Raw genomic sequence first — 23,763 nt, forward strand, 5'->3', positions numbered from 1 at the left:
GACGTGCCGCCATGCGGTCACGCCCGAGTGATGCGGGGATTATCTCAGGCTCGCGCGGCGGCTGCCATCTCGATGGCGACACGCACGGCCTGCAACAGGCTGCCGACGTCGGCACGTCCGCTGCCGGCGAGGTCCAGCGCCGTGCCGTGATCCACGGAGGTACGCACGATCGGCAGGCCCAGCGTGATGTTGGCGGCTTCACCGAAGCCGGCATACTTGAGCACCGGCAGGCCCTGGTCGTGGTACATCGCCAGTACCGCATCCACGCCCTCCAGATGTCGCGGCGTGAACAGGGTATCAGCCGGCAGCGGGCCATCCAGCTGCATGCCGGTCGCGCGCAGGGCGTCGAGCGTCGGGGAGATCACCTCGATCTCCTCATGCCCCAGGTGCCCGCCCTCGCCGGCATGCGGGTTGAGCCCGCATACCGCGATGCGCGGTGCGGCACAGCCGAAGTAGCGCGTCAGGTCCTTGGCGAGGATCTTCATCACCCGCGTCAGGCCCTCGGGCGTGATGGCATCGGCCACCTCGCGCAGCGGCAGGTGCGTGGTGGCCAGCACCACCCGCAGCCCGGGGCACGCCAGCATCATGACCACTTCCTCGACCCCGCAGACATCGCGCAGGTATTCGGTGTGGCCGGTGAAGCCCGCATGCCCGGCCTCGATCACGGCGGCCTTGGACAACGGCGCCGTCACCATCGCACTGGCATGACCCGCCTGGCAGGCGGCGATGGCGACATCCAGCATCGCCAGCACATGATCGCCATTGCGCGCATCGATCACGCCCGGCTCGCTGGGCACTGCCAGCGGCACCGGCCACACGGCCAGCTCACCATTGCGGGCCGGCGGCAGCGGGTCACCCGGCGACAGCTCATGCACCACCAGCGGCAGACCCAGCAGGCGGGCACGACTGATCAGCAAGGCGGGGTCTGCCACGGCGACCAGCTGCGCGGGGAACGCTTCCGCCTGACCGGCCAGCATGACCAGCAGTTCCGGGCCGATACCCGCCGGCTCACCGGCGGTCAGGGCGATGATGTCGGGCGCAGTCTCTTCGCGACGATTCATGGCGGTGTCTCGCTGCTCCACTTGGACTTACTGCTCATCGAGACGGTTGTCGACATAGGCCTCGGCACGCACCTGCTGCTGCCAGGCTTCGAGCTCATCATTGAGCTTGCGCTGGAACAGGGTCTTGCGCACCTTGTCACGCTGGCTGGAGTTGGTCACATCCTGCTGGCGACGCTCCTCGACTTCGATGATGTGATAGCCGAAGCGGCTCTTGACCGGCTGGCTGATCTCGCCCACGTCCAGACCATTCATGGCCGTCTCGAAAGAGGAGACCGTCTGGCCCGGGCTGACCCAGCCCAGCTCGCCGCCCTTGAGAGAGCTGCCCTTGTCGTCGCTGAATTCCTGAGCCAGCGCGGCGAAGTCCTCGCCCCCCAGCAGACGGCGGCGAATGGACTCGGCACGCTCAAGCGCCTGCTGATCGCTGAGGTTCGGGTTGGGCTGAATCAGGATGTGGCGTGCGCGCGTCTGGGAGATCAACGCCTTGCCCGCGCCACGCTTCTCGATCAGCTTGACGAGGTGATAGCCACTGGCACTGCGCAGCGGCTCAGAGACCTGACCGGCCTGCATGTTCGGGATGACATCGGCGAACACCGTCGGCAGCTCACCGCCGGAACGCCAGCCGAGATCGCCGCCGCTCAGCGCCTGACTGCCGGCGGATTCGGCGGCAGCCAGCTGGGCGAAATCGGTGCCCTGCTCGATCTGCTGACGCAGGCTGTCGGCCTTGGCGCGCGCGGCCTTGACCTGGTCCGGCGTCGGCTCCTGGGGCAGCGCCACCAGCAGGTGGGCCAGATGGTACTGGACGTCGCTGCCGACATTCTGCTGATTGAGATAGCGATCGATCTCACGATCGGAGATCCGCACCCGGCTGGCGACGCTGCGCTGCTGGATCTGCTGCACCAGCAGCTCACGACGCACCTGATCGCGCACCTGGGCCAGCGACATGCCGTCCTGCTCGAGCTTGTCCGCGAAGGCTTCCAGGCTCATGCCGTTGTCCTTGGCGATGCCGCGCAGGGTGGCGTTGAGCTGGGTATCGTCGATGCTGAGGTTGGCCTGCTCCGCCAGCTGCAGCTGAATCTGCTCGTTGACCATACGATCAAGAACCTGACGCTCCAGCACGTCGCGCGGCGGCAGGTTGATGCCACGGCTCTGCAACTGCTGACTCGCCTGGGTGACGCGCTGCTCCATGTCGCTTTGCATGATGGCGTCCTTGTTGACCACGGCAACCACGCGGTCGAGCAACTCGGCGGCACCGGCCGGCAGACTCGCCAGCACAAATGCCAGCCCCAGCGGGGCAATCAGGGTCTTGCGCATCACATGTTCTCTCGGCGTAAAAATGTTGATGGCGCCGCCCTGCGGCGGCGCCTTGGCGTCATTCACGGCCTGGCGCGGCGACTCAGAAGCCCGCGTTGCGATAGCCCGGTACGGCCTGTTCCAGGTAGCTGTCAGCACTCTGGCCAACGCCTCCCAAGCCCTTGAATTCAAAGGTCAGGAAGATGCCATTCTTCTCTTCGTCATCCGAGATGGTGTTGGCGGTGTCGTTGTCATCCTGCCATTCACGCCAGGTGACCTGCACGCCGTAGCAGCAATCGTTGTACTGCACGCCCAACACCTTCTCCAGTGAACGGGAATTGGTGCTGTCATACATGTAGCGGCCCAGCAGCGACCAGCTCTCGCTCATCGGCGTCGCGAAGGAGAAATCCCACTCGTTGCGGGTATAGCCCAGCACGTCATCCGCGTCCTCATCGTCGTAAGGCACGAAGCCTTCGATCTCACGATTGAAGCCAAAGTTCAGTACCGTGCCCTGTTCCGCACGATAACGCAGCGAGGTCTGGGCACTTTCGGTCACGCCACGATCGAAATCCTGGAACACGGCCTGGGAGGCGGTCCACTGGTCGTTGAGCACCACATCGGCCTGGAAGACTACCGGCGAACGGTCACGCGTCGCACGATAGTAGTCGGAGTAGCTGTCGAAGTCGGAGCGTGAGGTCTTGTCCGGATCACCGTCCATGTCGATGTTGCGGTCCGACAGATAGCTCGACTGGCCGACGCCCAGCTTGAGGCGTTCACGGCCGCTTTCATCGCTGATGAAGCGTGACGAGACGCCATAGGAGACCTTGTTGGTATCGCCGACGCGGTCACCCCCGCTGAAGCGGTACGGCGACCACAGCTGATTCCAGCTGAAGGCGTCTTCCGAGGTGTCGAAGTCGGGCAGATCGGACTGGTCGACCTCCGGCACGTAGGCGTAATAGAGGCGCGGTTCCAGCGTCTGGGTATAGCCGTCGCCGAACCATTCGGTCTCGCGATCGAAGATCAGGCCGCTGTCCAGTGACAGCACCGGGATGGTGGCGGATGGACTGGTGCTGCGATCGGTCTCGCGATCACCGTAGTCCAGGCTGTATGACAGGCTGACCAGCTGCGCGCGCGGCTCGATGAAGCTCCAGCTCTGATCGCTGCGCCAGCCCAGCGCCGGCGCCAGACGCAGGCGCGAACCATTGGCGGCCTGGTCTTCGTCGATGTCGGTATCCGTCTCATCGACATCACGCCAGAAGTAGGTCGCGTTGGAATTCCACTCTTCGTAGAAACCGTTGGACTGACTCCAGCGACCATCCGCGGTCAGACTCGGCAGACGGTAGAACGGCTTGTCATCGTTATCCAGCGGGTAGTCCATGCGCTGGTAGCCCTGCGCCTTGAACTGCAGGTCCCAGACATCGCCGTGGTAATCGAGCTGTGCCAGACGCTCGAGGCTATCGGTTTCCGTTTCCCCGAAATTGCGCCCGAAGTCGTCGAAATAATTGCCATCGGAGGCGGCGCCGTACTTCAACTGGTAGTCGGTACGGGCATCATAGCGGCCAGCATGCTGGTAGTTGATGTACCAGCGGTCCTCACCGATCAGGTCTTCCTCGTCATCGTCGGGGTCGCTGCCGCCATCGTCATCGGCGAGCCAGGCACCCTCGATGCTGCCTTCATCGCCACGCGGCAATAGATAGCGGAACTCGCCTTCCAGCATCTCGCCACGCTCGGAGATGTAACGCGGCGTGAGGGTGGCATCGTAATTGGGGGCCAGATTCAGGTAGATCGGCTGGGCGTAATCGAAGCCGCTGGAGCTGGTATAGCTGAACTGCGGCCACAGCAGGCCCGTGTGGCGACGGTCATCGACCGGGAAGCGTACGTAGGGCCAGTAGAAGACCGGCACCCCGCCCATTTCCATGCGCGCATGCTTGGCCGTTCCCCAGCCGGAGTCCTGATCGATGGTGATGTCGCTGCCGACCAGGCGCCACAGGCTGTTGCCCGGCTCGCAGGAGGTGAAGCTGGCATCCTTCAGGCGGTAGCGACCATCCTCGAGACGCGCCAGCTGCACCGCGTCGCCGCGCACATGCTGCTCGTGAAAGACGTAGTGGCCGTTGTCGACGCTGGCCGCATCGCTGTTGAGCGAGACCCGCGCGTCGTCGCCGCGCAGCAGGACCCCGGGCTGGCGATAGGTGACAGGCCCCTTGGCGGTGGCGGTGTCACGCGCCTCGTTGACGCTGACCTCGGGCGATTCCAGCTGGGAATCGCCGCGGCGCAGCACCACCTCCCCCATCAGGGTGGCGACACCATCGTTGCCGTAGTTGGCCTTGTCAGCCGAGGTCGTGACCTGCTCCGGCGTGTCGCCCGCCTCGATACGGTAGGCCGGCGTGACATAGCGCCCGGAGCACAGCTTGCCCTGCGGCACCTCATCATAGGGCTGCCAGTCGAGCTGACTGGCTGACAGGGGCTCGGGCGGAGCGGCCTGTGCCATCAGAGGGGCGCCGGCGGCCAGAGGCGCCAGGGTCCACAACAGACGGAAAACCAGTGGCTTGAGCTGCCAGACCGGGCGGTCATCGCCCAATCGGGCTATCGGTGCCTGCCGGGAATGAGCAGACAGAGAGGGAGTCGCGAAGCGACGCTGACGTCGCCCGGGAGCGGTCGTCGGCTTGCCCGGATGGGATGAATGGCTGCGCTGGGCCATGGCTGCTCTGTGTCCTTGGCTGGGGGAATCGGTATTATACAGGCCCAGCAACCGGCCTTCCTGCTTGCCGGTTCCGCCTGCCTTCTCGTCACCACACGACAGCATGCGGGGCCGCGGCACAGGCGTCAACTGACAGCCGGCCCCGCACACGCCGACAGGAGCCCAAGCCCCATGACATCCGACGCCCGCCGCCAGGCGCTGCACGCCTGGGCCGCCGCCCGCCACGACCTCACGCCAGAGGCCGTGCGCATGAGCGCCGTGGCTGACGACGCCAGCTTCCGCCGCTATTTCCGCCTGCACCTCGAGGAGCTCGACCCGGCCACGCCGGCGCGCATCCTGATGGACGCCCCGCCCGAGAAGGAAGACAGCCACGGCTTCGTCGCCATCGCCCGCCAATGGCGTGACGCCGGCCTGCCGCTGCCCGAGGTCTTCGCCTTCGACGAGGCACTCGGCTTTCTGGAGCTGGAAGACCTCGGCGACACCCCGCTGATGACCGCCCTGACCAGCACCGAGCACGCCGACCACTACTATGGCGAAGCCATCGGGCTGCTCGAGCAGTTGCATCAGCTGCCGTCCGGCAACCTGCCTGCCTATGACGACACCCGCCTGTCCGCCGAACTGGAGCTGTTTCCGGAGTGGTGTCTCGGCCAGCTGCTCGACATGCCGCATGACCGCCGCTACGCCGCCTGGAACAAGCTGACGGGGCAATTGCTCGCGGCCGCCAGCGCGCAACCAGTGGTGACCGTGCATCGCGACTTCCATGCCCAGAACCTGTTCCTGCATCAGTCGGCATCCCAGCACCAGCCCCGGCTGTGGATCATCGACTTCCAGGACGCCGTCAGCGGCCCCGAGAACTACGACCTGATCTCGCTGCTGCGTGACCGTCACTGGCGCTGGCCGGAACCCGCCATGGCGCGCTGGATCGAGCAGGCGCGTCTGGCCGCCTTGCCACGCTACGCCGCGGCCGGCCTGCCGGCACCGAGCCCGCTGGAATACCGCCAGAGCGTCGAGCGCATGGGCGTGCAGCGCAATCTCAAGATTCTCGGCATCTTCGCGCGTCTGACACTGCGGGACGCCAAGCCCCGTTACCTGACGCTGATGCCGCGCTTCCTCGGCCACCTGCGCGAAGGTCTGGCCTTCTGCCCGGAACTGATCTCCTTTACCCACTGGCTGGATGAGGTGCTGACGCCGGCGCTGTCGCTGCGGCTGGCCAAGGAATGCGAGGCGCGCGATCTACGCCTCGCCAATGGCGAGCGCCCCGAGATCAACCTCGATGATTACGATGAGCTGGCAGCCCTCGCCGATCGCGCCGCCCGCCTGCAGCGCAATGCGGCCGCCGCTACGGCGAAGAGCGCTTCGGCAAGTGGGGAAAGCAAGGAAAGTGGGGAAAGCAAGGAAAGCGCAGCAAATGCCGACAACGAGTCAGGGAGCCACTGATGCGCGCGATGATTCTGGCGGCCGGTTTCGGCACGCGCATGCGCCCGCTGACCGACCACACCCCCAAGCCGTTGCTGGAAGTCGCCGGGCTGCCGTTGCTGGAGCACCATCTGCTGCGCCTGGAAGCGATCGATGTGGACAAGGTCGTCATCAATGTCGGCCATCTGGCCGACAGGATTCTGAGCCACTTCGCCGCGAAGCCGAATGCCCAGGGCCAGCTCGAGGCTTGCTGGCAGGGCCGCAAGCGCTGCCTGACGCTGATCTTCTCGCGCGAGGAGACGCCGCTGGAAACCGGCGGCGGCATCGCTCGCGCCCTGTCACTCTCCGATGCGCTGACGCAGGACGCAGGCGATGACACGCCCTTCCTGCTGATCAATGGCGATGTCTGGTGTGACGTCGACCTCACGCTGCTGACCATCCAGGCGCTGGCGAGCCATTCACTGGCTCCGCTCGCCGACCAGCCGCAGGCGCTTGCGGGCCTGGTGCTGGTGGATAACCCGCCACATCATCCCGGGGGGGACTTCCTGCTCACCCCGGCGGGGATAGTGAAGGATGAAGCCGGCGCCGCGAGTGACGAGCAGGACGAGAAAGATGAGCAGGAAGAGCAGGCCGGCACCCACCTGACCTTCTCCGGCGTGTCGTGGCTGTCACCGCGCCTGATCCGCCGAGCCATCGCCGAGACGCCGGCCTACCAGGGCCCCGACAGCGTCTTCAAGCTGGCGTCACTGCTACGTGACGCCATGCAGCATGGCGAGGTGCGCGGCCTGCATCATCGCGGCGCCTGGATCGATGTCGGCACACCACAGCGTCTGGCCGAGCTGGATGAGCTGCTGAGCCACGCCAGGACCTGAGCCAGCGCGATATAAGCTCAGCGCTGGACGTTCCTCCGGGCACGCCGATGACAATGCTACCCTGTGCGCCATCGTGCTCACCGCGCCCTTATTCCTGTAGCCCCTGGCCTTTATAGCCACTAGCGCCGGGCCGGTGGAGCATCAACGACTTATCAGAAGGAGAAGTTCCGACATGGCAATGAACGCCAGCATCAAATGGACCGATGGTCGCCAGTTCCTCGCCGAATCCGGCAGCGGCCACAGCGTGGTCATGGACGGTAATCCGGACAACGGCGGTCGCAACACCGGTCCGCGTCCGATGGAAATGCTGTTGATGGGTCTGGGCGGCTGCACCAGCTTCGATGTCATCCAGATTCTGGAAAAGGCCCGCCAGCAGGTCACCGACTGTCACGCCGAACTGAGCGCCGAGCGCGCCGATAGCGTGCCGAGCGTGTTCACGAAGATTCACGTCAAGTTCGTGGTCACCGGTCGCAACCTCAAGGAATCCCAGGTCAAGCGTGCCGTCGAGCTGTCCGCCGAGAAGTACTGCAGCGCCTCCCTGATGCTGAGCGCCGGGGGTGTCGAGATCACTCACTCCTACGAAGTCATCGACATCGCAGCCTGATCACGCCTCGCCCTCCCGCCGCTCAAGGCCCCGCCGACGGCGGGAGGGAGTGCACCACTGACGACGTCTCGCCAGAATCGGCGGGAATTGTCGCTGGCGTGTCAGCCCTGCCTGTGCATAATACGCCCCTCAAACCGGTTGTCTTCCCGGTCGCTCCTCGGCCATCGGCCACGAAACGAGCGCCGCAGGACACCTTCTTCGGCCCGATGTTCACCCCTGGATGGCAACGCCACACGGGCGTGATAGAGGCATCGGATGTCATACCACCCTCCCATCTCAAGGAGGCCTGGACGTGAGCGATCAACTCCGCCTTCACGGGTTCAACAACCTCACCAGTTCGTTGAGCTTCAATATCTACGACATCTGCTACGCGCAGACCGAAGAGCAGCGCACGGCGTATATCGATTACATCGATGAGCTCTACAATGCCGAGCGTCTTACCCAGATCCTCAAGGATGTCACCAACATCATCGGTGCCCACGTGCTGAACATCGCACGCCAGGACTATGAGCCGCATGGCGCCAGCGTGACCATCCTGATCGCCGAGCACGAGCTGGAAGAGCAGGACGTGTCCCAGACCGCGCCGGGCCCGGGCCCGCTGCCGGAAACGGTCGTCGGCCATCTGGACAAGTCTCACGTCACGGTGCACACCTATCCCGAGTCCCACCCGGACAACGGCATCAGCACCTTCCGTCTCGATATCGATGTCTCGACCTGTGGCATGATCAGCCCGCTGAAGGCGCTGAACTATCTGATCCACAGCTTCGATTCCGATATCGTGACCATGGACTACCGCGTGCGTGGCTTCACGCGCGACGTGGATGGCAAGAAGCTGTTCATCGATCACGACATCACCTCCATCCAGGATTACCTGGCGGAAGACACCAAGCGTGCCTACCAGATGGTCGATGTGAACGTGTATCAAGAGAACATGTTCCACACCAAGATGCTGCTCAAGGACTTCGAACTGGACAACTACCTCTTCGGCACCTCGCGTCGCGAGCTGACCTTCGAGGAAGCCACCAACATCGAAGGCCGTCTGCGTCGTGAAATGCTCGAGATCTTCTACTCGCGCAACTTCGACTGATCATCGCCTGCGTCATGCACGGCAGTCGCAGCGCCTGTGCCTGCTTGCCTGACGCCTGATGACAGTCCGAAAAAAGCCCCTGACACCTCACGGTGTCAGGGGCTTTTTGTTGCCTGCCTGCCGGTTCAACGTTCTCCGGCGGGGCCCTCCCTGTCTGGCGGAGCGGCATCCCCCAGGCGCTGTTCCATCTCCTCATTCACCTGGCGATGCAGCGCCTCGCGGTGGCGCTCGCGCTCAGCCAGCGACTCACCCCGCTCCTGCGCGACCTGGTCCAGCCGTTCACGCAGCTCGCGCACCTCCGTCGTCAGCTCGCTGATCTGATGATAGAGCGCCCGCGTCATGTCGCGCTGGGCACGCGCCGCCCGGGCCTCCTGCTCGCTGTCATCCTCGATGAAGATCGAGCTGATATAGGCGGCGAAACTCCCGAACAGCCCCACGCCCCCGACCATCAGCAGCACCGCCACCACGCGACCGAGCGTCGTGATGGGATAGTAGTCGCCATAACCGACGGTGGTCACCGTCACCACCGCCCACCACAGCGCCTCCTCGGCGGTATTGATGGGGCTGTCGGGATTCGGTGTCTCCACCATCAGCATGGTCAGGGCGCCGAACACCACCAGCAGCACCGTGGCGGTGGCCGCCGAGGCGAAGACCCCCTCGGCTCGGTTGCGGAACAGCAGCTTCCAGATCATTTCCATCGACTTGATGGCGCGCAGCACCCGCAGCACCTGCACCACGCGAAACAGCCTCGCGCCCTGGAAGAGCCCCGCCGGGATACAGGCCAGCAGGTCGATCCAGCCCCACTTCATGTACTCGCGCTTGCTCTTGGCACTGGCGAAGCGCTTGCAGAAATCGATGAAGAAGAACAGGCAGACCACGTAGTCCATGTACTCCAGCAACCGCTGGACCTGGGGTGACAACACAAAGACAAGGTCCACCACCATGGCGCCGATCACATAGATCGACAGCACCAGGATGAACAGCTGAAAGGGCGTGACGCGTTCCTGCATCCGAAGACTCTCCGTGAATAGGGCTTTGGAAAGCCTACCCCATCCTCGTCGCCCTGACAGTGTGCAGCCACCGCTGGCGTGCGCCCGGGCACTCATCTGTCCGATGGTTCATGCGTCCCTGGGCTCAGGCGCCCGCGCTCATCAAGCCTTGTTGCGCGACTCCTCGTCACTCGGGGGCTGGAAGGTGGACTGCTCGCTGATGTCCTCCCCACTGATGCGATTCAAAAGCTTGCGCAACTTGTGACGCTGCCTGCGTGATGACAGGCGATTGGAATCCCAGCGCTCCGGTACCAGCGCACATTCTCCATTGGCATCGTGCAGGCGGAAGGCACGCTCGACGCCGATCGGATGGTCCTCACTGCCATAGATGCCGATGATGCTCAGCGTCAGGCGCTGGAATTCCAGCTGCTCATTGCTGGGCCAGTGACCGTCGAGCGAGATGCCATTACGGCGCGCCATGCGCTCGATGACTTCAGAGAAAGTCCCGATATGCAGGAAGTCGCCCGAGCCCAGCGGCCCCTGACGCGTGGTATCGGAGATACGCCATTCACTGCTGCTGGAAGCCTCCTGCGCGGACTGCTCGCTGTCGCCGTCCTGCTGATTGTTACCCTGCTCGTCACCTTCCTGATAGCTGCGTTCGAACTCGGTGACATCCATCAGCAAGCTGCCATGACTGGTATCCAGCCTGGCGATGATGTGCTCGATGAAGATCGATTCGGCACTCATGTTGCTGACGATGCACAGACTGTCGATACCCTTGGACTTCCCGCGATTGATCAGCACTCGCGGGCGACGCTGGCGACGGAAGTTGTGATACAGCAGCTGCGCATAGACCAGCCAGATGAAGAACGAGCCGATACTGGCTATCGCCGAGATGGTTTTCGAGTGATTCGCAATCCACTCCATCATGCTGACCTCCCCTGTCAACGTTGTCTGGTGCACCCTTTCTTGGGGACAGCGACAGGGGATTGCGAGCATTGATTTGGCGTTAAACTCCCTCGTGGCTGACCTGATCCTCGCCCAGCAGTGCCTGCCAGAGGGTGATGACCCGCTCACGGTGGGCGGCAATCACCGGGTGCTGCTCCAGCCGCATCAGGCTGCCGTGCTTCTCCAGCGCCAGGCGATGACTGACATCGCGATAGGCCAGATAGGCCTCGCGCAGCTCACCGGCCTGCTCGCCCGGCAGCCGTCCGCAGGACTCGAGGGTTTCCAGCAACCGCATGTTGTCGCTCCACTCGAGCAGAGCAGGCACCTGATGACTCAGCGCCAGCACGCAGTACTGGGCGAGAAACTCGATATCGACGATGCCGCCGGCGTCCTGCTTGAGATGGAACTGGCCGGCCTCGCGGTCCTTGGCGCTGCTGCCCAGGTGATCACGCATCTTGTGGCGCATGGCGATCACCTCCTGGCGCAGCGTCTTCTCGTCCCGCTGCTGACCGAGCACCTCACGGCGCACCTCCTCGAAGGCCAGCGCCAGCGCCGGGTCTCCCGCCACGGCCCGCGCGCGTACCAGCGCCTGATGCTCCCAGGTCCAGGCTTGCGTGAGCTGATAGTCCCGGAAGGCCGCCAGACTCGAGACCAGCAGTCCCGAATTGCCCGACGGACGCAGGCGCATGTCGACCTCGTAGAGCGCACCGGCCGGCGTCACCGCCGTCAGCAGGTGGATGATGCGCTGCCCCAGACGCGTGAAGAACAGCGGGTTGTCCAGCGGCCGCGGGCCATCCGTCTGGCCCTTGCTGGCCGCATCATGCAGGAAGACGAGATCCAGGTCCGAGCCATAGCCCAGCTCGATGCCACCCAGCTTGCCGTAGCCGACGATCACGAAGCTGCCACTCAGGCTGTCGCCGGTGATCGGCTGGCCATCGCGCCCGATGGGGAAGCCATGCTTGCGGGTCAGGGTCTTCCACGCCATCGCCAGCACCTGTTCCAGCACCACCTCGGCGATGAAGGTCAGATAGTCACTGACCTTCATCAGCGGGCGGACACCGGCGATATCGGAGGCCGCCACATGCAGCACCTGGGCATGACGGAACACCCGCAAGGCCTCGAGCAACGCCTCTTCATCATCTTCGGGAATGCGCGACAGCGCGGTGCGCAGCTCATCGGCGAGGCGCGTCTTGTCGGCGGGTGAATAGAGGTTGTGGGGATGCAGCAGCTCGTCGAGCAGCACCGGATAACGCGCCAGCTGCTCGGCGATCCACGGGCTGGCCGCACACAGGCGCATCAACTGCGCCAGCGCGTCCGGGTTCTCGCGCAGCAGCGCCAGATAGGCCGTCCGCCGCAATACCGCCTCAATCAGCGGCAACACACGCTCCAGCACTCGGCTGGCATCGTGCTCGCCGGGCTTCTCGGGGTCGCCCGCCGCCGAGCCCAGCGCCTGCAGCAATGGCGGCATCAGCGCATCGAGGCGGTCAAAGCCGATGCGCTGCATGCCCTGCACTGCACGTGACCGCCGCAGGCTGTCGAGACGCCGGAAGCTCTCGGCTGCACTCTCGAAGCCACTCTCGGCGAGCAGAGCCTCGCCCTCCTCGGCCGTCAGCTCGCCACGCCACAGTGCTCGCCACTCATCCAGCGCCTGCTGGCCTTCGCCCTGCTCGGCCTCGTCGTCTTCCGGCGCGGCGATCACGTTGTCGAAGTGATGGCGGATGCGCGTACGCACCTCTTCCAGCCGCGCGGTGAGCGCCTCCCAATCGGGCAGCTTCATGGCCAGCGCGAGGCGCTCGCGGCCCAGCGGGTCCAGCGGCAGTGTCTGGGTCTGACGGTCGGCCTGTGCCTGCAGAGCGTGTTCGATATCGCGCAGGAAGACGTAGTCCGGCACCAGCTCATCCACGACCGCCTGCGGCAGCAAGCCCAGGGCTGGCAGGCGCGCAAAGGCCTGCTTGAGTGAAGTGACCTGCAATTCCGACTCACGCCCGCCCCGAATCAGCTGGAAGGCCTGGGCGACGAACTCCACCTCGCGAATGCCGCCGGAGCCGAGCTTGATGTTGTCGGACAGCCCGCGCCGCTTGACCTCGCGATTGATCATCGCCTTCATCTCGCGCAGCGACTCGATGGCGCCGAAATCCAGATACTTGCGATAGACGAAGGGCCGCAGGTGCGCGATCAGACGCTCGCCGGCAGCGACGCTGCCCGCCACCGGGCGCGCCTTGAGCATCGCGTAACGCTCCCATTCGCGGCCCTGATCCTGATAGTAGCTGGCCAGCATCGAGAAACTGCCGACCAGTGGCCCGCCGTCCCCCAGCGGACGCAGCCGCATGTCGACGCGGAACACGAAGCCATCGGCGGTCATCGCGTCCAGCGCGGCAATCAGTTTCTGGCCGAGACGCGTGAAATATTCCTGATGATCCAATGACTTGCGGCCGCCAGATGTCTCGCCCTTGTCGGGGAAGGCGAAGATCAGGTCGATATCGGAGGAGAGGTTGAGCTCGCCGGCGCCCAGCTTGCCCATGCCGAGCACCACCAGCCGCTGCGGCTCGCCGAAGCGGTCCGGCGCGGGGCGGCCGTAACGCGGCTCAAGCGAGGCTTCCAGCCAGCCAAGCGCGCCCTCGAGAGTGACTTCGGCGAGGTGCGAGACCGCCGCCGCGGTCTGCCACATGTCGGCGCCGTTGAGGTCGCGCCACACGATGCCCAGCATGCGCAGCTGGCGGAAGCGCCGCAGCACCTGCTGCATCGCCTTCTCATCATCGGCACTGGCGAGGCCGGCGGCGAGGCGCTCAGTGAGCTGGGCGACCGGCAAGCCGCGCTCCAGCTCGCCACTCTCGAGCAGCTCGGACAGCAGTTCTGGGCGACGGCACAGCGTCTCCAGCGCGAAGTCGGACAGCGTGATCAGACGCCCCAGCTGGCTGCGCTGACGCTCATCAAGAGCCAGAAAGGTCGCAAGCGGTGAGCTGTCATCGCCACGCATCTCGCTGAGGTTCTCAGCCTGAGTCAGGCTCTCTTCGAGGCGCTCTTGGGCTGCGTACAAGGCGCTCTCGAGGGTGGCACGGCTGTCAGCCGACTGCTCGGCCAGCAGCGATGACGGCGCGAGGAAATCAGCGGGCAACAGTGGGCGGAACTGCGCGGGGGATGGCTGGGGCATGGTCGTCTCCTTCGATCCAGCCCTCAGCATAACGGAGGCCGCAGGCACATGACACGGCCCTGCCCGCTGCCCCTTTCATTGATGTGGTCGGGTCTTGGTCGCTCAGCCGAACAGCTTGTCGTAGAGCAAGGTGCCCCAGGTCAGCCCGGCGAAGATCAGGCTGATCATCACCGCCGCCGAGCCCATGTCCTTGGCGCGCCCGGACAGTTCATGGAATTCCGGGCCGATGCGGTCAATCGCGGATTCCACCGCCGAGTTGAGCAGTTCGACCATCAGCACGATCAGCGTGGAGCCGACCAGCAGCAGCCACTCGACATGCGAATCACCGATCCACCAGGCAAACGGCAGCAGCAAGGCGCACAGCACGATCTCCTGGCGGAAGGCCTCTTCGTTGCTCCAGGCGGCCTTGAGGCCCTTGAGCGAGTAACGCGCGGAATGCTTGAGGTGGGTCAAGCCGGTATGCCGTGATTTCATCTTCGGGTCTCGTACAGAAGCAGCACGGAGGCTGCAAAGGCCGATCTTTCAATCGGACGACGTCTGCCAGCAACACGCCTCGGGAGAGCTCGCAGCACACCGGCCAGCGACAGCGCAGCGCTGCCTGCGCGATTTTCACGACCAAAGGCTACCCGAGACCTCATCGACGGGCGTGCTCTAATACCGCCAGGCGCTCGATGACGGCGGCGATGATAGCAAAGCACGCGCTGAAGCGGCATTGCCGATCCCGTCCTCCAACAACAACAAATCAACGCCGGGAACTGCCCATGCCTTCGCTATCACACGACACACGCCAGACGCTCAGCCGCGGACTGGCGCGCAACTTCCTCGGCCAGTCGCCACGCTGGTACAAGCAGTTGATGTGCCTGTTTCTGATCACCAATCCGCTGCTGCTGTGGTTCAGCGGTCCGCAAGGTGGCGTGATCGTCGGCTGGCTGCTGCTGGGGGAATTCATCTTCACGCTGGCGATGGCGCTCAAGTGCTATCCCCTCCAGCCAGGCGGTCTGCTGGCACTGGAGGCCGTCGTCATCGGCATGGCCTCGCCGGAGGCCATCATGCAGGAGATGGAGCGCAACCTGCCGGTGATCCTGCTGCTGATGTTCATGGTGGCCGGCATCTACTTCATGAAGCCGCTGCTGCTGTATGCCTTCACCAAGATCATCCTCGGCGTGCGCTCCAAGACCTGGCTGTCGCTGATGTTCTGTCTCTCCAGCGCCCTGCTGTCCGCCTTTCTCGATGCCTTGACAGTGACGGCGGTGATCATCGGCATCGCGGTGGGCTTCTACTCCGTCTACCACAAGGTGGCCTCGGGCAAGCATTTCGATACCCAGCATGACCATGCCAACGATGTCAGCGTCGAGGCCGTGCACAGCGAAGACCTCGAGGATTTCCGCGGCTTTCTGCGCTCGCTGCTGATGCATGGCGCGGTGGGAACCGCGCTGGGAGGCGTCAGCACCATGATCGGCGAGCCGCAGAATCTGGTGATCGCCAAGGCCGCCGAATGGGACTTCATCGACTTCTTCCTCGCCATGGCGCCGGTCACCGTGCCGACCTTCTTCGCCGGCCTCGCCCTGTGCGTGCTGCTTGAGCGTGGCCGCTGGTTCGGCTACGGCCAACGCCTGCCCGCCAGCGTACGACGCATTCTCGAGGATTATGATCATCATCAGGATTCACGGCGCACGCCGCGGGAGCGCGCCGCGCTGATCGTGCAGGCCGTGGTGGCCGTGCTGCTGGTCCTGGCGCTGGCACTGCACATGGCAGAGGTCGGGCTGATCGGACTGGCGGTGATCATCCTGCTCACCGCCGGCAACGGCATCACCGATGAGCATCAGATCGGCCGCGCCTTCCAGGAATCGCTGCCCTTCACCTCGCTGCTGGTGGTGTTCTTCACCATCGTCGCGGTCATCCACGAGCAGCATCTGTTCCAGCCGTTCATCCAGTGGGTACTGAGTCTGCCCATCGAGGAACAGGCCGGTGCGCTGTTTCTGGCCAACGGGCTGCTCTCGGCCATCTCGGACAATGTCTTCGTGGCTACGGTGTATATCACCCAGGTCAAGAACGAGTTCGTGGCCGGCAATATCAGCCGCGAGCACTTCCATGCGCTGGCGGTCGCGGTGAACACCGGCACCAACCTGCCCAGCGTTGCGACCCCCAATGGCCAGGCAGCGTTCCTGTTTCTGCTCACCTCCGCCATCGCGCCACTGGTCAGGCTCTCCTACGGGCGCATGGTGTGGATGGCGCTGCCCTACACGGTGCTGATGACGCTGGTCGGGTTGGCCACCGTGCGCAGCTTCATCTAGCCAGCGCCTCCTGTTACCGGGGCCGGCCGCACCTCCGGCTGGCCCCGGTTGCGTCAGTCTCATCCCAATGTCGATATCGCGAGGCTTCCCCACAGCGTCGCTTGCAGGCACTGTGAGATGACGCGTCTCGATCAGACGCCGTGACACCCTCAAGCAGGAAGACCGCCAACACCCACGCCATCCACAAGGAGACAGCCATGTCCCGCGCACTGATGCTGCACGAAGAGACACCTCGCGCCCGAGTCGTCGACCTCTCCGATGATCAGCTACCTGACCTGCCTGTCACGGTGGCCATCGAGCGTTCCGGGCTCAACTACAAGGACGCGTTGGCCATCACCGGCCGTGGCAAGATCGTTCGCGAGCTGCCCTTCGTGCCGGGCATCGATTTCGCGGGGCGCGTCGAGGCCTCCGACTCGCCGGACTATCAGCCGGGCGATGAGGTCCTCCTGACCGGCTGGGGCGTGGGCGAGCGCCATTGGGGCGGCCTGGCCGAGCGCATGCGCGTCAAGCCCGAGTGGCTGGTCAAGCGCCCCGCCAATCTGAGCGCCGAGCAGGCCATGGCCTTCGGCACCGCCGGCCTGACCGCCATGCTGTGCGTGATGCGTCTCGAGGAAGCCGGCCTGACGCCCGAGCAGGGCCCGGTGATTGTCACCGGCGCCACCGGTGGGGTCGGCAGCTGGGCCGTGCAGATGCTGGCCGGGCAAGGCTTCGAGGTTCACGCGGTCAGCGGCAAGGCCGAGCAGCGCGACTGGCTCGAGTCACTGGGCGCGAGCGAGGTCCATCTGCGCTGTGATTTCGAGGACAAGGGCCGTCCGCTGGAGAAGAGCCGCTGGGCAGGCGCCGTGGATACCGCCGGTGGCCAGGTGCTGGCCAATCTGCTGGCGCAGATGAATTACGATGGCAAGGTGGCGGCCGTGGGCCTCGCGGCGGGCGCCGACCTGCCCACCAGCGTGATGCCGTTCATCCTGCGCGGTGTCTCGTTGCTGGGCGTCGATAGCGTCATGATCAATGCCGAACGCCGTCAAAAGGTCTGGCAGCGTCTGGCCGACCTGCCGGACGAGATGCACGCCCAGATGCAGCTCGAGACGGTCGGCCTGGAAGGCCTCGCCGAACGCGCCGAGGCGATGATCGACGGACGCGTCAGCGGTCGCGTGCTGCTCGACCCGACGCGCTGAAGACACTCGACGCACGAACCGCGACGGAAAATTTGCCCTCGCAGCGCCAAAAACGCTTCAAGTCCTTGATTGTTGCGGTGCAATAGCGATTTTGGCGTTAGCCAACGCCGTCACACAACGCTATGCTCTTGTTATCTCGTTGCGCCCTGTCGAGCGTCCCGAGTGCCCTCCCCTCAGCCATGCCGGGCGTGTGGAGGACCACCCCGCCTTCGGGCGGGGTTTTTTGTGTCTGTCACTCAGGCCATGAACACGAAAGCCCCGCCGATTGGCGGGGCTTTCGTGTTCATGCGCGCGATCAGGAGCTCAATTGCGCTCGATCATCGCGGTCAGGTCCTCGGCGACCGGATCCAGCACCTGCGGCCAGGACAGATAAGGCACCGCCGCCCGCCCGTTGACCATTACCGCGAAGGCGCCCCAGCGGCCACTTTGCGTGCGGAAGTATCCCGAGATGGCGCGCACCGGCACCGGGTTGTTGAGCGTGCCCGTCTTGACCATCACGTGATTGCGGAAGGTCTCGCTGCCACGCCGGATGAAGCGCATCGGGCCATTGACCGGTGCCTGCAGGCCCGCCACGAAGGTGGGGAACAGCGCCGGGCGGTGATACATGCTGTCGAGCAACGCCACCAGCCCACTGACGCTGGTGCGGTTCTGGGAGGTCAGGCCGCTGCCGGAATACATCGTCAGCGGGCCGTGCCCGGGAATCGCGCTGGCGAAGGTCTCGAGCTTGGCGCCGCCCTGGCGCAAGGTGGCCTGACTGCCGCCGACCAGCGCCAGCGTCAGCTGGTCCGCCATGAAGTTGTTGGAGTAGTTGAGCATGCGCGTCAGCAACTCCTGCATCGGCTTGCCTTCGACGCTACCGAGCTGCGCGGCGCTGGAGGGCGGCGCCGTCGAGGTGATGTCCACCCCGCCGGTCACCGTGATCCCGGCGCGCGCCAGGATGTCGCGCATCAGCTCACCGGTGTACAGCGCAGGATTGGAGACGGCGCGGTAGATACTGCGCGGCTGGCTGTCGGCGGCGATGGTGCCGGTGACGACCAGCGTATCGCGACCGTTGCTGGTGGTGCGCCGGGCATTGATGGCGCTCTTGCCCCCCGCGCCGACCGTGGTGACCTGGTTGTCGAAGATCTCGGTGGGCTGGGTGGTGTCGCAGCTGGCCAGTCGCGCCGGCGCCTGACTGCCCGCGCCCGGCATCACCTTCACGCACCAGCTGGCATAGTTGCTGGCCGCGGACGACAGCAGCGCATCATAGGCATTGCTGGAACGCCGCGAGGCATTGCAGCGATCGGTACTGATGCAGGGCACCGGCCCGAAGCGCCACTGACTGATCAACAGGCGCCCTTCGACGCGGCGGATGCCCCGAAAGCGCAGCTCCTCGGTCAGACGCCACAGCTCTTCACTGGTCAGCGCCGGGTCGCCGCTGCCCTCGAGCACCAGGTCACCGGTCAAGACGCCGCCGCTGATCGTGCCCGTGCTGCGCAGGCGCGTGGAGAAACGATACTGCGGGCCGAAACGGTCCAGCGCCGCACCGGCGATATAGAGCTTGGACAGCGAAGCCGGCGTCAGTTGCTGGTCGGGATTGACCGAGGCCAGCGTCTCGCCGGTATCGAGCATGCGCGCCTGGGCGCTGATGATGAAGCCCTTGTCAGTCAGTCGCGTCAGGTTGTCAAAGCCCGCCGCCTGCGCCGGGCCCGCCACGACAAGCGTCGCACCGGCCGCCATGGCCAGTCGGCGCAGCGAGCGCGTGAAACGCAGCGACTTGCTCGCTGCTACGGGGCGCGCTGCCTTCAGCAAGGGCAACAGGGGAGACAGCCGGGAGGGTCGCGCAGAGGTCGGTGCAGTGCGAAATAGGGGCATGAGGCATCCAGTGACGTCGTCGGTGAGCATCCATGTCACAGCCGGGAGGCGCCGTGATGCCCCTAGCTTAATGAGGACTGGCGCTGGAAAACAGATGCAGGACGGCGACACCGCCCACGATCATCGCCAACCCCAGGATGGCCGGCAGGTCTGGCATCTCGCGATAGACCACCGCACCGAACACGGTGACCAGCACGATGCCGAGCCCGGACCACACCGCATAGGTCACGCCCAACGGCAGATCACGCAGTACCAGCGTCAGGAAATAGAAGGCGATGCCGTAGCCCACCACCACGATCACGCTGGGGCCGAGTCGCGAAAATGACTCGGAGGCCTTGAGCGCGCTGGTCGCGATGACCTCCGCCAGTATGGCCACTGCCAGGAAGACATAACTCATCGAATCACCTCGTATTGTGGGGGGCCAGCTGCTGCTCACGCGCGGCCTTGCGCGCCAGCAGACGACTCATCACGGCATCGAACAGCGGATTGAAGATCATGGCCCAGACCAGGAAGAAGGCAACGAAGCCCAGATCCAGCAGCAATGCCTGCCACAGTCCCAGGTCAAGCCAGGCGGCCACGATGAAGACGGTCACCAGTACCAGGCCGAGCTCGAAGCCGAGTGCCTGAGCGATGCGCTGGGTCGCGCTGCGCTGGCGGGTCGGCACCCAGCGATCGAACATCCAGTTCCAGACCGTACTCCAGATCACCGCCAGTGTGGACATCACCACCGCCAGGCTGCCCATGCTCGCCAGGTCATGCCCCGTGACCAGTGCCGACAGCGGCGCCACGAGCAGGATGCCGCCCAATTCCAGCAATCCTGCCTGAGCCAGACGTTCTTTCTTGGAACGCATGTCATACCTCCTCTCGATCACCGCGTGTGATGCCGGATGGGCTGAACGACGCGGATGGAGGAGGCATTCTAGAGAGATACAAGATGGTTTAAAGTTGGTATCCATCTATTATTCAGATGGATCAAAGCGCGAGGCGAGGCAATGAACTGGACACTGGAGCAACTGCAGACACTGCGCTGCGTGGCGGAGATGGGCTCGTTCTCGGCGGCGGCGCGGCGTCTGGGTCGCGCGCAGTCCGCGGTCAGCACCGCCATCGCCAATCTGGAGCTGGACCTGGGCTGCGAGCTGTTCGATCGCCGCCCTCGTACGCCGGTGCTGACGCCCGCGGGCGAGGCCATGCTGCATGAAGCCAACAGCGTGCTGATGCAATGCCAGCGCCTGGAGGCACGCGCCCGCACCCTCAGCCAGGGGCTGGAAGCCAGCCTGACGCTGGCGATCGATGAGGCGCTGGTGGAAATGCCGCCGGTGATGGCGGTGTTGGAAAAGATGGCGGTGCAATACCCGACGCTGACGCTGAATCTGCTCAATGGCGCGCAGGATGAGGTGGCCCGCTGGGTGGAGCAGCACCAGGCCAATCTCGGCATCCTGTTCTATCAGCCGCTGGGTGTCATGGCGCTGGAGCGCGAGGCGCTGGGGCGACTGGAGCAGGTGCTGATCGTGGCACGCGATCACCCGCTGGCTCAGCTCGAGAGCCCGACCCATAGCGATCTGGCCGATCACCGCCAGCTGATGATTGGCCAACGCCAGCAACTGGAACCCGGCCACGAGGGGCCGCGCTCACAGCGCTTCTGGCAGCTCAACAGCTTCTATGCGATGGCTGAGCTGACGACGCGCGGGCTGGGCTGGGCGCAGGTTCCGCGCCATATCGCCCACTACCCGCCCTTCCAGCAGCGCCTGAAGATTCTGGACTTGAGCGCGCTGGGCGCCACCGCCGACATCGATATCGAACTGATCTCGCGCCGCGACAGCCCTCGCGGCCCCGCGGCCAGCTGGCTGCGCCAGTCACTGCGCGACACCTTCCACAACAGCCACGCCGCTATCGCCAACCAGAACCTGCCCCCGGCGTGATTCGCGTCAGACCTGCAGTGGGTAACGCTCGGGCGTGTGTTCCAGCTGGCATTCGAGTCGCCACAGCGCCTGGCCAGACTCGTGATACTTGCGCTCGAAGTGCGTCAGATAATCGCCCTGCGGCTCGAAGGCGTGCGCTGTCACCTCGACACCGGTGGCATGCCCGATGGCCTGGGCGAATTCCCGGGCGTAGATCTCCCAGTTGGTGCGCAGCTCCAGCTGACCGCCCAGCGCCATGATGATCGGAAATACCGGGTGGCCCTGCCAGCGCATCTTGAGATGACGCGCCTTGGGATAAGGATTGGGGTACAGCAGGGTGTGATGCGCAGGTGCCCAGCCCGCGGCAAGCGCCAGGCGCCAGAAGTCGACGAGGTCTGCGCGCACCAGCAAGGCGTTGTCCGGCAACTCGCCATGCTTGCGGCTGAGACGGTCTTCGCTGCGGTCCACGCCGATGACGGCATGGTCCGGATGCGCCAGTGCCAGCTGACGGGTCGATCGCCCGACGCCGCAGCCACTGTCCAGCCACAGGGGCTTCGCCTGAGCCGACAACCACTGTTGCGCTTGCAGGAACGCTTCGCGGGTATGCTCCGCCACGGGTTTGCGCAGCGGATGCGCCATCGCACGGCGCACGCGACGCTCGATATCCTCGTGGGGGCCGGTCTGGGGAGAATCGATCTGGCGGGAGTTGGCGTACATCAGCAGTTCCGATAGCAACGGGCAGGAAAATCACGCGCGGAGTCTAGCAGATGCGCCTGCATCGGGCTGCGCCATATGGCGTACAGCCCATCCGGGGCCGGCGGCGCAGGAAGGCCTGGGCACAAAAAAAGGCGCCTGCCTCGCGGCACGCGCCTACACCAACTCAAACAGCCACGACAGAATGGCAGCTTGCGATTCGAAAATCAAACAAACGTTTAATCACGATCATCCCGTGCCATGACGAGCGCAAAAACAGGCCAGTGGAACTCGCACTAAGCGCAGAGATATCGCACAGTGTTCGCAGCAAGCGCTCGCTGGCGCGCCCGCGTAGAGGCGGGGGTGCATGACGCCTGTATTGAGGGGGTGTTATCATCCGCCCATCATTTGGACGAATATCCGCAGAGGTATCGCCCAGACCAACGACTCACAGTATTTTTACGAGGAAAGCGGCTTGTCACACTTACCGGTGATCGTCGGCATGGGCGGCGTCAATGCCGCCGGCAGAACTTCGGGCCATCAGGCGTTCCGACGCACGGTGCTCGACTCCCTGCCGGAGACAGACCGTCAAGAGACCCTGCTGGGTCTCGCGTCGCTCATGAACCTCGCCCGCTGCGATGATCAGGGCCAGTGGTTCGATGCCGAAGGCCAGCCCGCCGAGGCTCAGGCGCTTGCGGAGCGTCTGGCAGACCAGGTGCTGTCCCACACCCTGATTCGTCGCATTGAAGACGAGCGCTTCAACGCGACCGGCATTCCTGCCAATCGTCAGTCAAAGCTGACGCTGGGCCAGGACTTGACCTTCACGCTGCGCAGCCGCCAGCTGCCGGAACAGCCGCCCGCTGACTGGCAGATCCGCGAGCTGGACAACCGTCATGTCGAAGTCACGGTACCGGCCGGCGAATTCGATGTCCTGCTGCCCGATCATCGTCAGGCGCTGGTGCGCGCCGCGGGCCAGCTGCCCAGCGGCTTCGCGCCGGAGCAGCTCTATCGCAGCGTGCATCACCCGCGCGGCCTGTCGATGACCATCTTCGGTGCCAGCGATTGCCTCGGCGACAGCGGCCTGGACTGGGATGCGCTGCGCGACAGCCTCGATCCGGACGATATTGCCGTCTACGCCGGCAATTCCATCGGCCAGATGGACGCCGAAGGCTGGGGCGGACTGATGAAGTCCTTCGTGGCCGGTGAGCGCGCCACCTCCAAGCAGATGCCGCTGGGCTATGCCCAGATGCCCGCCGACTTCCTCAATGCCTACGTGCTGGGCAATGTCGGCGGCGCCGGTGCCGCAATGGGCGCCTGCGCAAGCTTCCTCTACAACCTGAAGCTGGGCCTGAACGACATCCGCAGCGGCCGTCGCCGTGTGGTGATGGTCGGCACCGCCGATGCGCCGATCACGCCGGAAGTCATCGAGGGCTTCCGCAGTATGGGCGCCCTGGCCGATGACGAGAGCCTCAAGGCCCTCGACGCGCTGGAAGTGCTCACCGACAGCGATTACCAGAAGGCCTGTCGCCCGTTCGCGCGCAACTGTGGCTTCACCATCGCGGAAGCGACCCAGTTCGTGATCCTGATGGCGGATGATCTGGCGCTGGACACCGGCGCTCGCATCATCGGCAGCGTGCCGGACGTGTTCGTCAATGCCGACGGCTGGAAGCGTTCCATCTCGGCGCCCGGCGTCGGCAACTACATCACCCTGAGCAAGGCGGTGGCGCTGGCGC

At 64.8% G+C, this 23,763-nt stretch carries 19 protein-coding genes; 8 read left to right on the forward strand and 11 right to left on the reverse strand.

The window, feature by feature from the left end; translation table 11 throughout:
* Positions 1-44: 44 nt before the first annotated feature.
* The 3 genes from pdxA to AOG28_RS16530 all read right to left on the reverse strand — a co-directional run bounded on the left by pdxA (position 45) and on the right by AOG28_RS16530 (position 4,839).
* Positions 45-1,061 carry a 4-hydroxythreonine-4-phosphate dehydrogenase PdxA gene (gene pdxA / locus AOG28_RS16520; RefSeq protein WP_054557230.1) on the reverse strand — a complete coding sequence of 339 codons (1,017 nt, stop codon included), beginning with the start codon at positions 1,059-1,061 and terminating at the stop codon, positions 45-47.
* 27 nt (positions 1,062-1,088) lie between these two features.
* Positions 1,089-2,372 (reverse strand): peptidylprolyl isomerase, encoded by a 1,284-nt coding sequence (locus AOG28_RS16525; protein WP_043334629.1) that lies wholly within the window; start codon positions 2,370-2,372, stop codon positions 1,089-1,091.
* Positions 2,373-2,454: 82 nt separating this feature from the next.
* Positions 2,455-4,839, reverse strand: a complete 2,385-nt coding sequence (locus tag AOG28_RS16530; protein ID WP_082388937.1) for an LPS-assembly protein LptD — start codon at positions 4,837-4,839, stop codon at positions 2,455-2,457.
* A 381-nt stretch (positions 4,840-5,220) separates the two neighbouring features.
* On the opposite strand from AOG28_RS16530, the gene AOG28_RS16535 reads away from it, so the two are divergent.
* From AOG28_RS16535 to speD, 4 genes are all read left to right on the forward strand, one after another.
* On the forward strand, positions 5,221-6,486 hold the full coding sequence (locus AOG28_RS16535) for an aminoglycoside phosphotransferase family protein (protein WP_054557231.1): 1,266 nt from the start codon (positions 5,221-5,223) through the stop codon (positions 6,484-6,486).
* Positions 6,486-7,337 carry a nucleotidyltransferase family protein gene (locus AOG28_RS16540; protein ID WP_054557232.1) on the forward strand — a complete coding sequence of 284 codons (852 nt, stop codon included), beginning with the start codon at positions 6,486-6,488 and terminating at the stop codon, positions 7,335-7,337. Before AOG28_RS16535 ends, AOG28_RS16540 begins: the two co-directional genes overlap by 1 nt.
* A 178-nt stretch (positions 7,338-7,515) precedes the next feature.
* On the forward strand, positions 7,516-7,941 hold the full coding sequence (locus AOG28_RS16545; protein WP_054557233.1) for an OsmC family protein: 426 nt from the start codon (positions 7,516-7,518) through the stop codon (positions 7,939-7,941).
* A gap of 292 nt (positions 7,942-8,233) precedes the next feature.
* Complete coding sequence (gene speD / locus AOG28_RS16550; RefSeq protein ID WP_043334620.1) at positions 8,234-9,028, forward strand: adenosylmethionine decarboxylase; 795 nt, start codon at positions 8,234-8,236, stop codon at positions 9,026-9,028.
* Between the two features lie 125 nt (positions 9,029-9,153).
* On the opposite strand, the gene AOG28_RS18845 is transcribed toward speD, so the two are convergent.
* The 4 genes from AOG28_RS18845 to AOG28_RS16570 form a co-directional block, all read right to left on the reverse strand.
* Entirely contained in the window at positions 9,154-10,038 is an 885-nt protein-coding gene (locus tag AOG28_RS18845; protein WP_082388934.1) for an ion transporter, read from the reverse strand.
* A 141-nt stretch (positions 10,039-10,179) separates the two neighbouring features.
* Positions 10,180-10,947 (reverse strand): hypothetical protein, encoded by a 768-nt coding sequence (locus AOG28_RS16560; RefSeq protein WP_054557234.1) that lies wholly within the window; start codon positions 10,945-10,947, stop codon positions 10,180-10,182.
* 79 nt (positions 10,948-11,026) lie between these two features.
* The gene (gene glnE / locus AOG28_RS16565) at positions 11,027-14,116 is read right to left on the reverse strand and encodes a bifunctional [glutamate--ammonia ligase]-adenylyl-L-tyrosine phosphorylase/[glutamate--ammonia-ligase] adenylyltransferase (RefSeq protein ID WP_082388935.1); all 3,090 of its coding nucleotides are present in this window, start codon (positions 14,114-14,116) and stop codon (positions 11,027-11,029) included.
* Between the two features lie 102 nt (positions 14,117-14,218).
* Positions 14,219-14,590 carry a diacylglycerol kinase gene (locus AOG28_RS16570; RefSeq protein WP_043334615.1) on the reverse strand — a complete coding sequence of 124 codons (372 nt, stop codon included), beginning with the start codon at positions 14,588-14,590 and terminating at the stop codon, positions 14,219-14,221.
* A 287-nt stretch (positions 14,591-14,877) separates the two neighbouring features.
* Here AOG28_RS16570 and nhaB point away from each other — a divergent pair, with 287 nt between their 5' ends.
* Together nhaB and AOG28_RS16580 are read left to right on the forward strand one after the other, a co-directional pair.
* On the forward strand, positions 14,878-16,410 hold the full coding sequence (gene nhaB, locus AOG28_RS16575) for a sodium/proton antiporter NhaB (RefSeq protein ID WP_043334613.1): 1,533 nt from the start codon (positions 14,878-14,880) through the stop codon (positions 16,408-16,410).
* A gap of 197 nt (positions 16,411-16,607) precedes the next feature.
* Positions 16,608-17,585 carry an MDR family oxidoreductase gene (locus tag AOG28_RS16580; protein WP_054557235.1) on the forward strand — a complete coding sequence of 326 codons (978 nt, stop codon included), beginning with the start codon at positions 16,608-16,610 and terminating at the stop codon, positions 17,583-17,585.
* A 303-nt stretch (positions 17,586-17,888) separates the two neighbouring features.
* Here the strand turns inward: AOG28_RS16580 and dacB are convergent, their stop codons facing one another.
* The 3 genes from dacB to AOG28_RS16595 all read right to left on the reverse strand — a co-directional run bounded on the left by dacB (position 17,889) and on the right by AOG28_RS16595 (position 20,290).
* The gene (dacB, locus tag AOG28_RS16585) at positions 17,889-19,439 is read right to left on the reverse strand and encodes a D-alanyl-D-alanine carboxypeptidase/D-alanyl-D-alanine endopeptidase (RefSeq protein ID WP_235507070.1); all 1,551 of its coding nucleotides are present in this window, start codon (positions 19,437-19,439) and stop codon (positions 17,889-17,891) included.
* Positions 19,440-19,506: 67 nt separating this feature from the next.
* The gene (locus AOG28_RS16590) at positions 19,507-19,836 is read right to left on the reverse strand and encodes a DMT family transporter (protein WP_043334608.1); all 330 of its coding nucleotides are present in this window, start codon (positions 19,834-19,836) and stop codon (positions 19,507-19,509) included.
* Between the two features lie 4 nt (positions 19,837-19,840).
* Complete coding sequence (locus AOG28_RS16595) at positions 19,841-20,290, reverse strand: PACE efflux transporter (protein ID WP_054557236.1); 450 nt, start codon at positions 20,288-20,290, stop codon at positions 19,841-19,843.
* 141 nt (positions 20,291-20,431) lie between these two features.
* Between AOG28_RS16595 and AOG28_RS16600 the strand changes: the two genes are divergently transcribed.
* Positions 20,432-21,358 (forward strand): LysR family transcriptional regulator, encoded by a 927-nt coding sequence (locus AOG28_RS16600; protein WP_054557237.1) that lies wholly within the window; start codon positions 20,432-20,434, stop codon positions 21,356-21,358.
* A 6-nt stretch (positions 21,359-21,364) separates the two neighbouring features.
* Here AOG28_RS16600 and trmB read toward each other — a convergent pair whose 3' ends face one another.
* Positions 21,365-22,054, reverse strand: coding sequence for a tRNA (guanine(46)-N(7))-methyltransferase TrmB (gene trmB / locus AOG28_RS16605; protein ID WP_054557238.1), 690 nt, complete (start codon positions 22,052-22,054; stop codon positions 21,365-21,367).
* Between the two features lie 478 nt (positions 22,055-22,532).
* Here trmB and AOG28_RS16610 point away from each other — a divergent pair.
* The coding region (locus tag AOG28_RS16610) for a beta-ketoacyl synthase N-terminal-like domain-containing protein (RefSeq protein WP_268750742.1) at positions 22,533-23,763 on the forward strand (1,231 nt) is incomplete at its 3' end.

Origin of the sequence: Cobetia sp. UCD-24C (genome assembly GCF_001306765.1) — a bacterium.
Taxonomy (GTDB): domain Bacteria; phylum Pseudomonadota; class Gammaproteobacteria; order Pseudomonadales; family Halomonadaceae; genus Cobetia; species Cobetia amphilecti.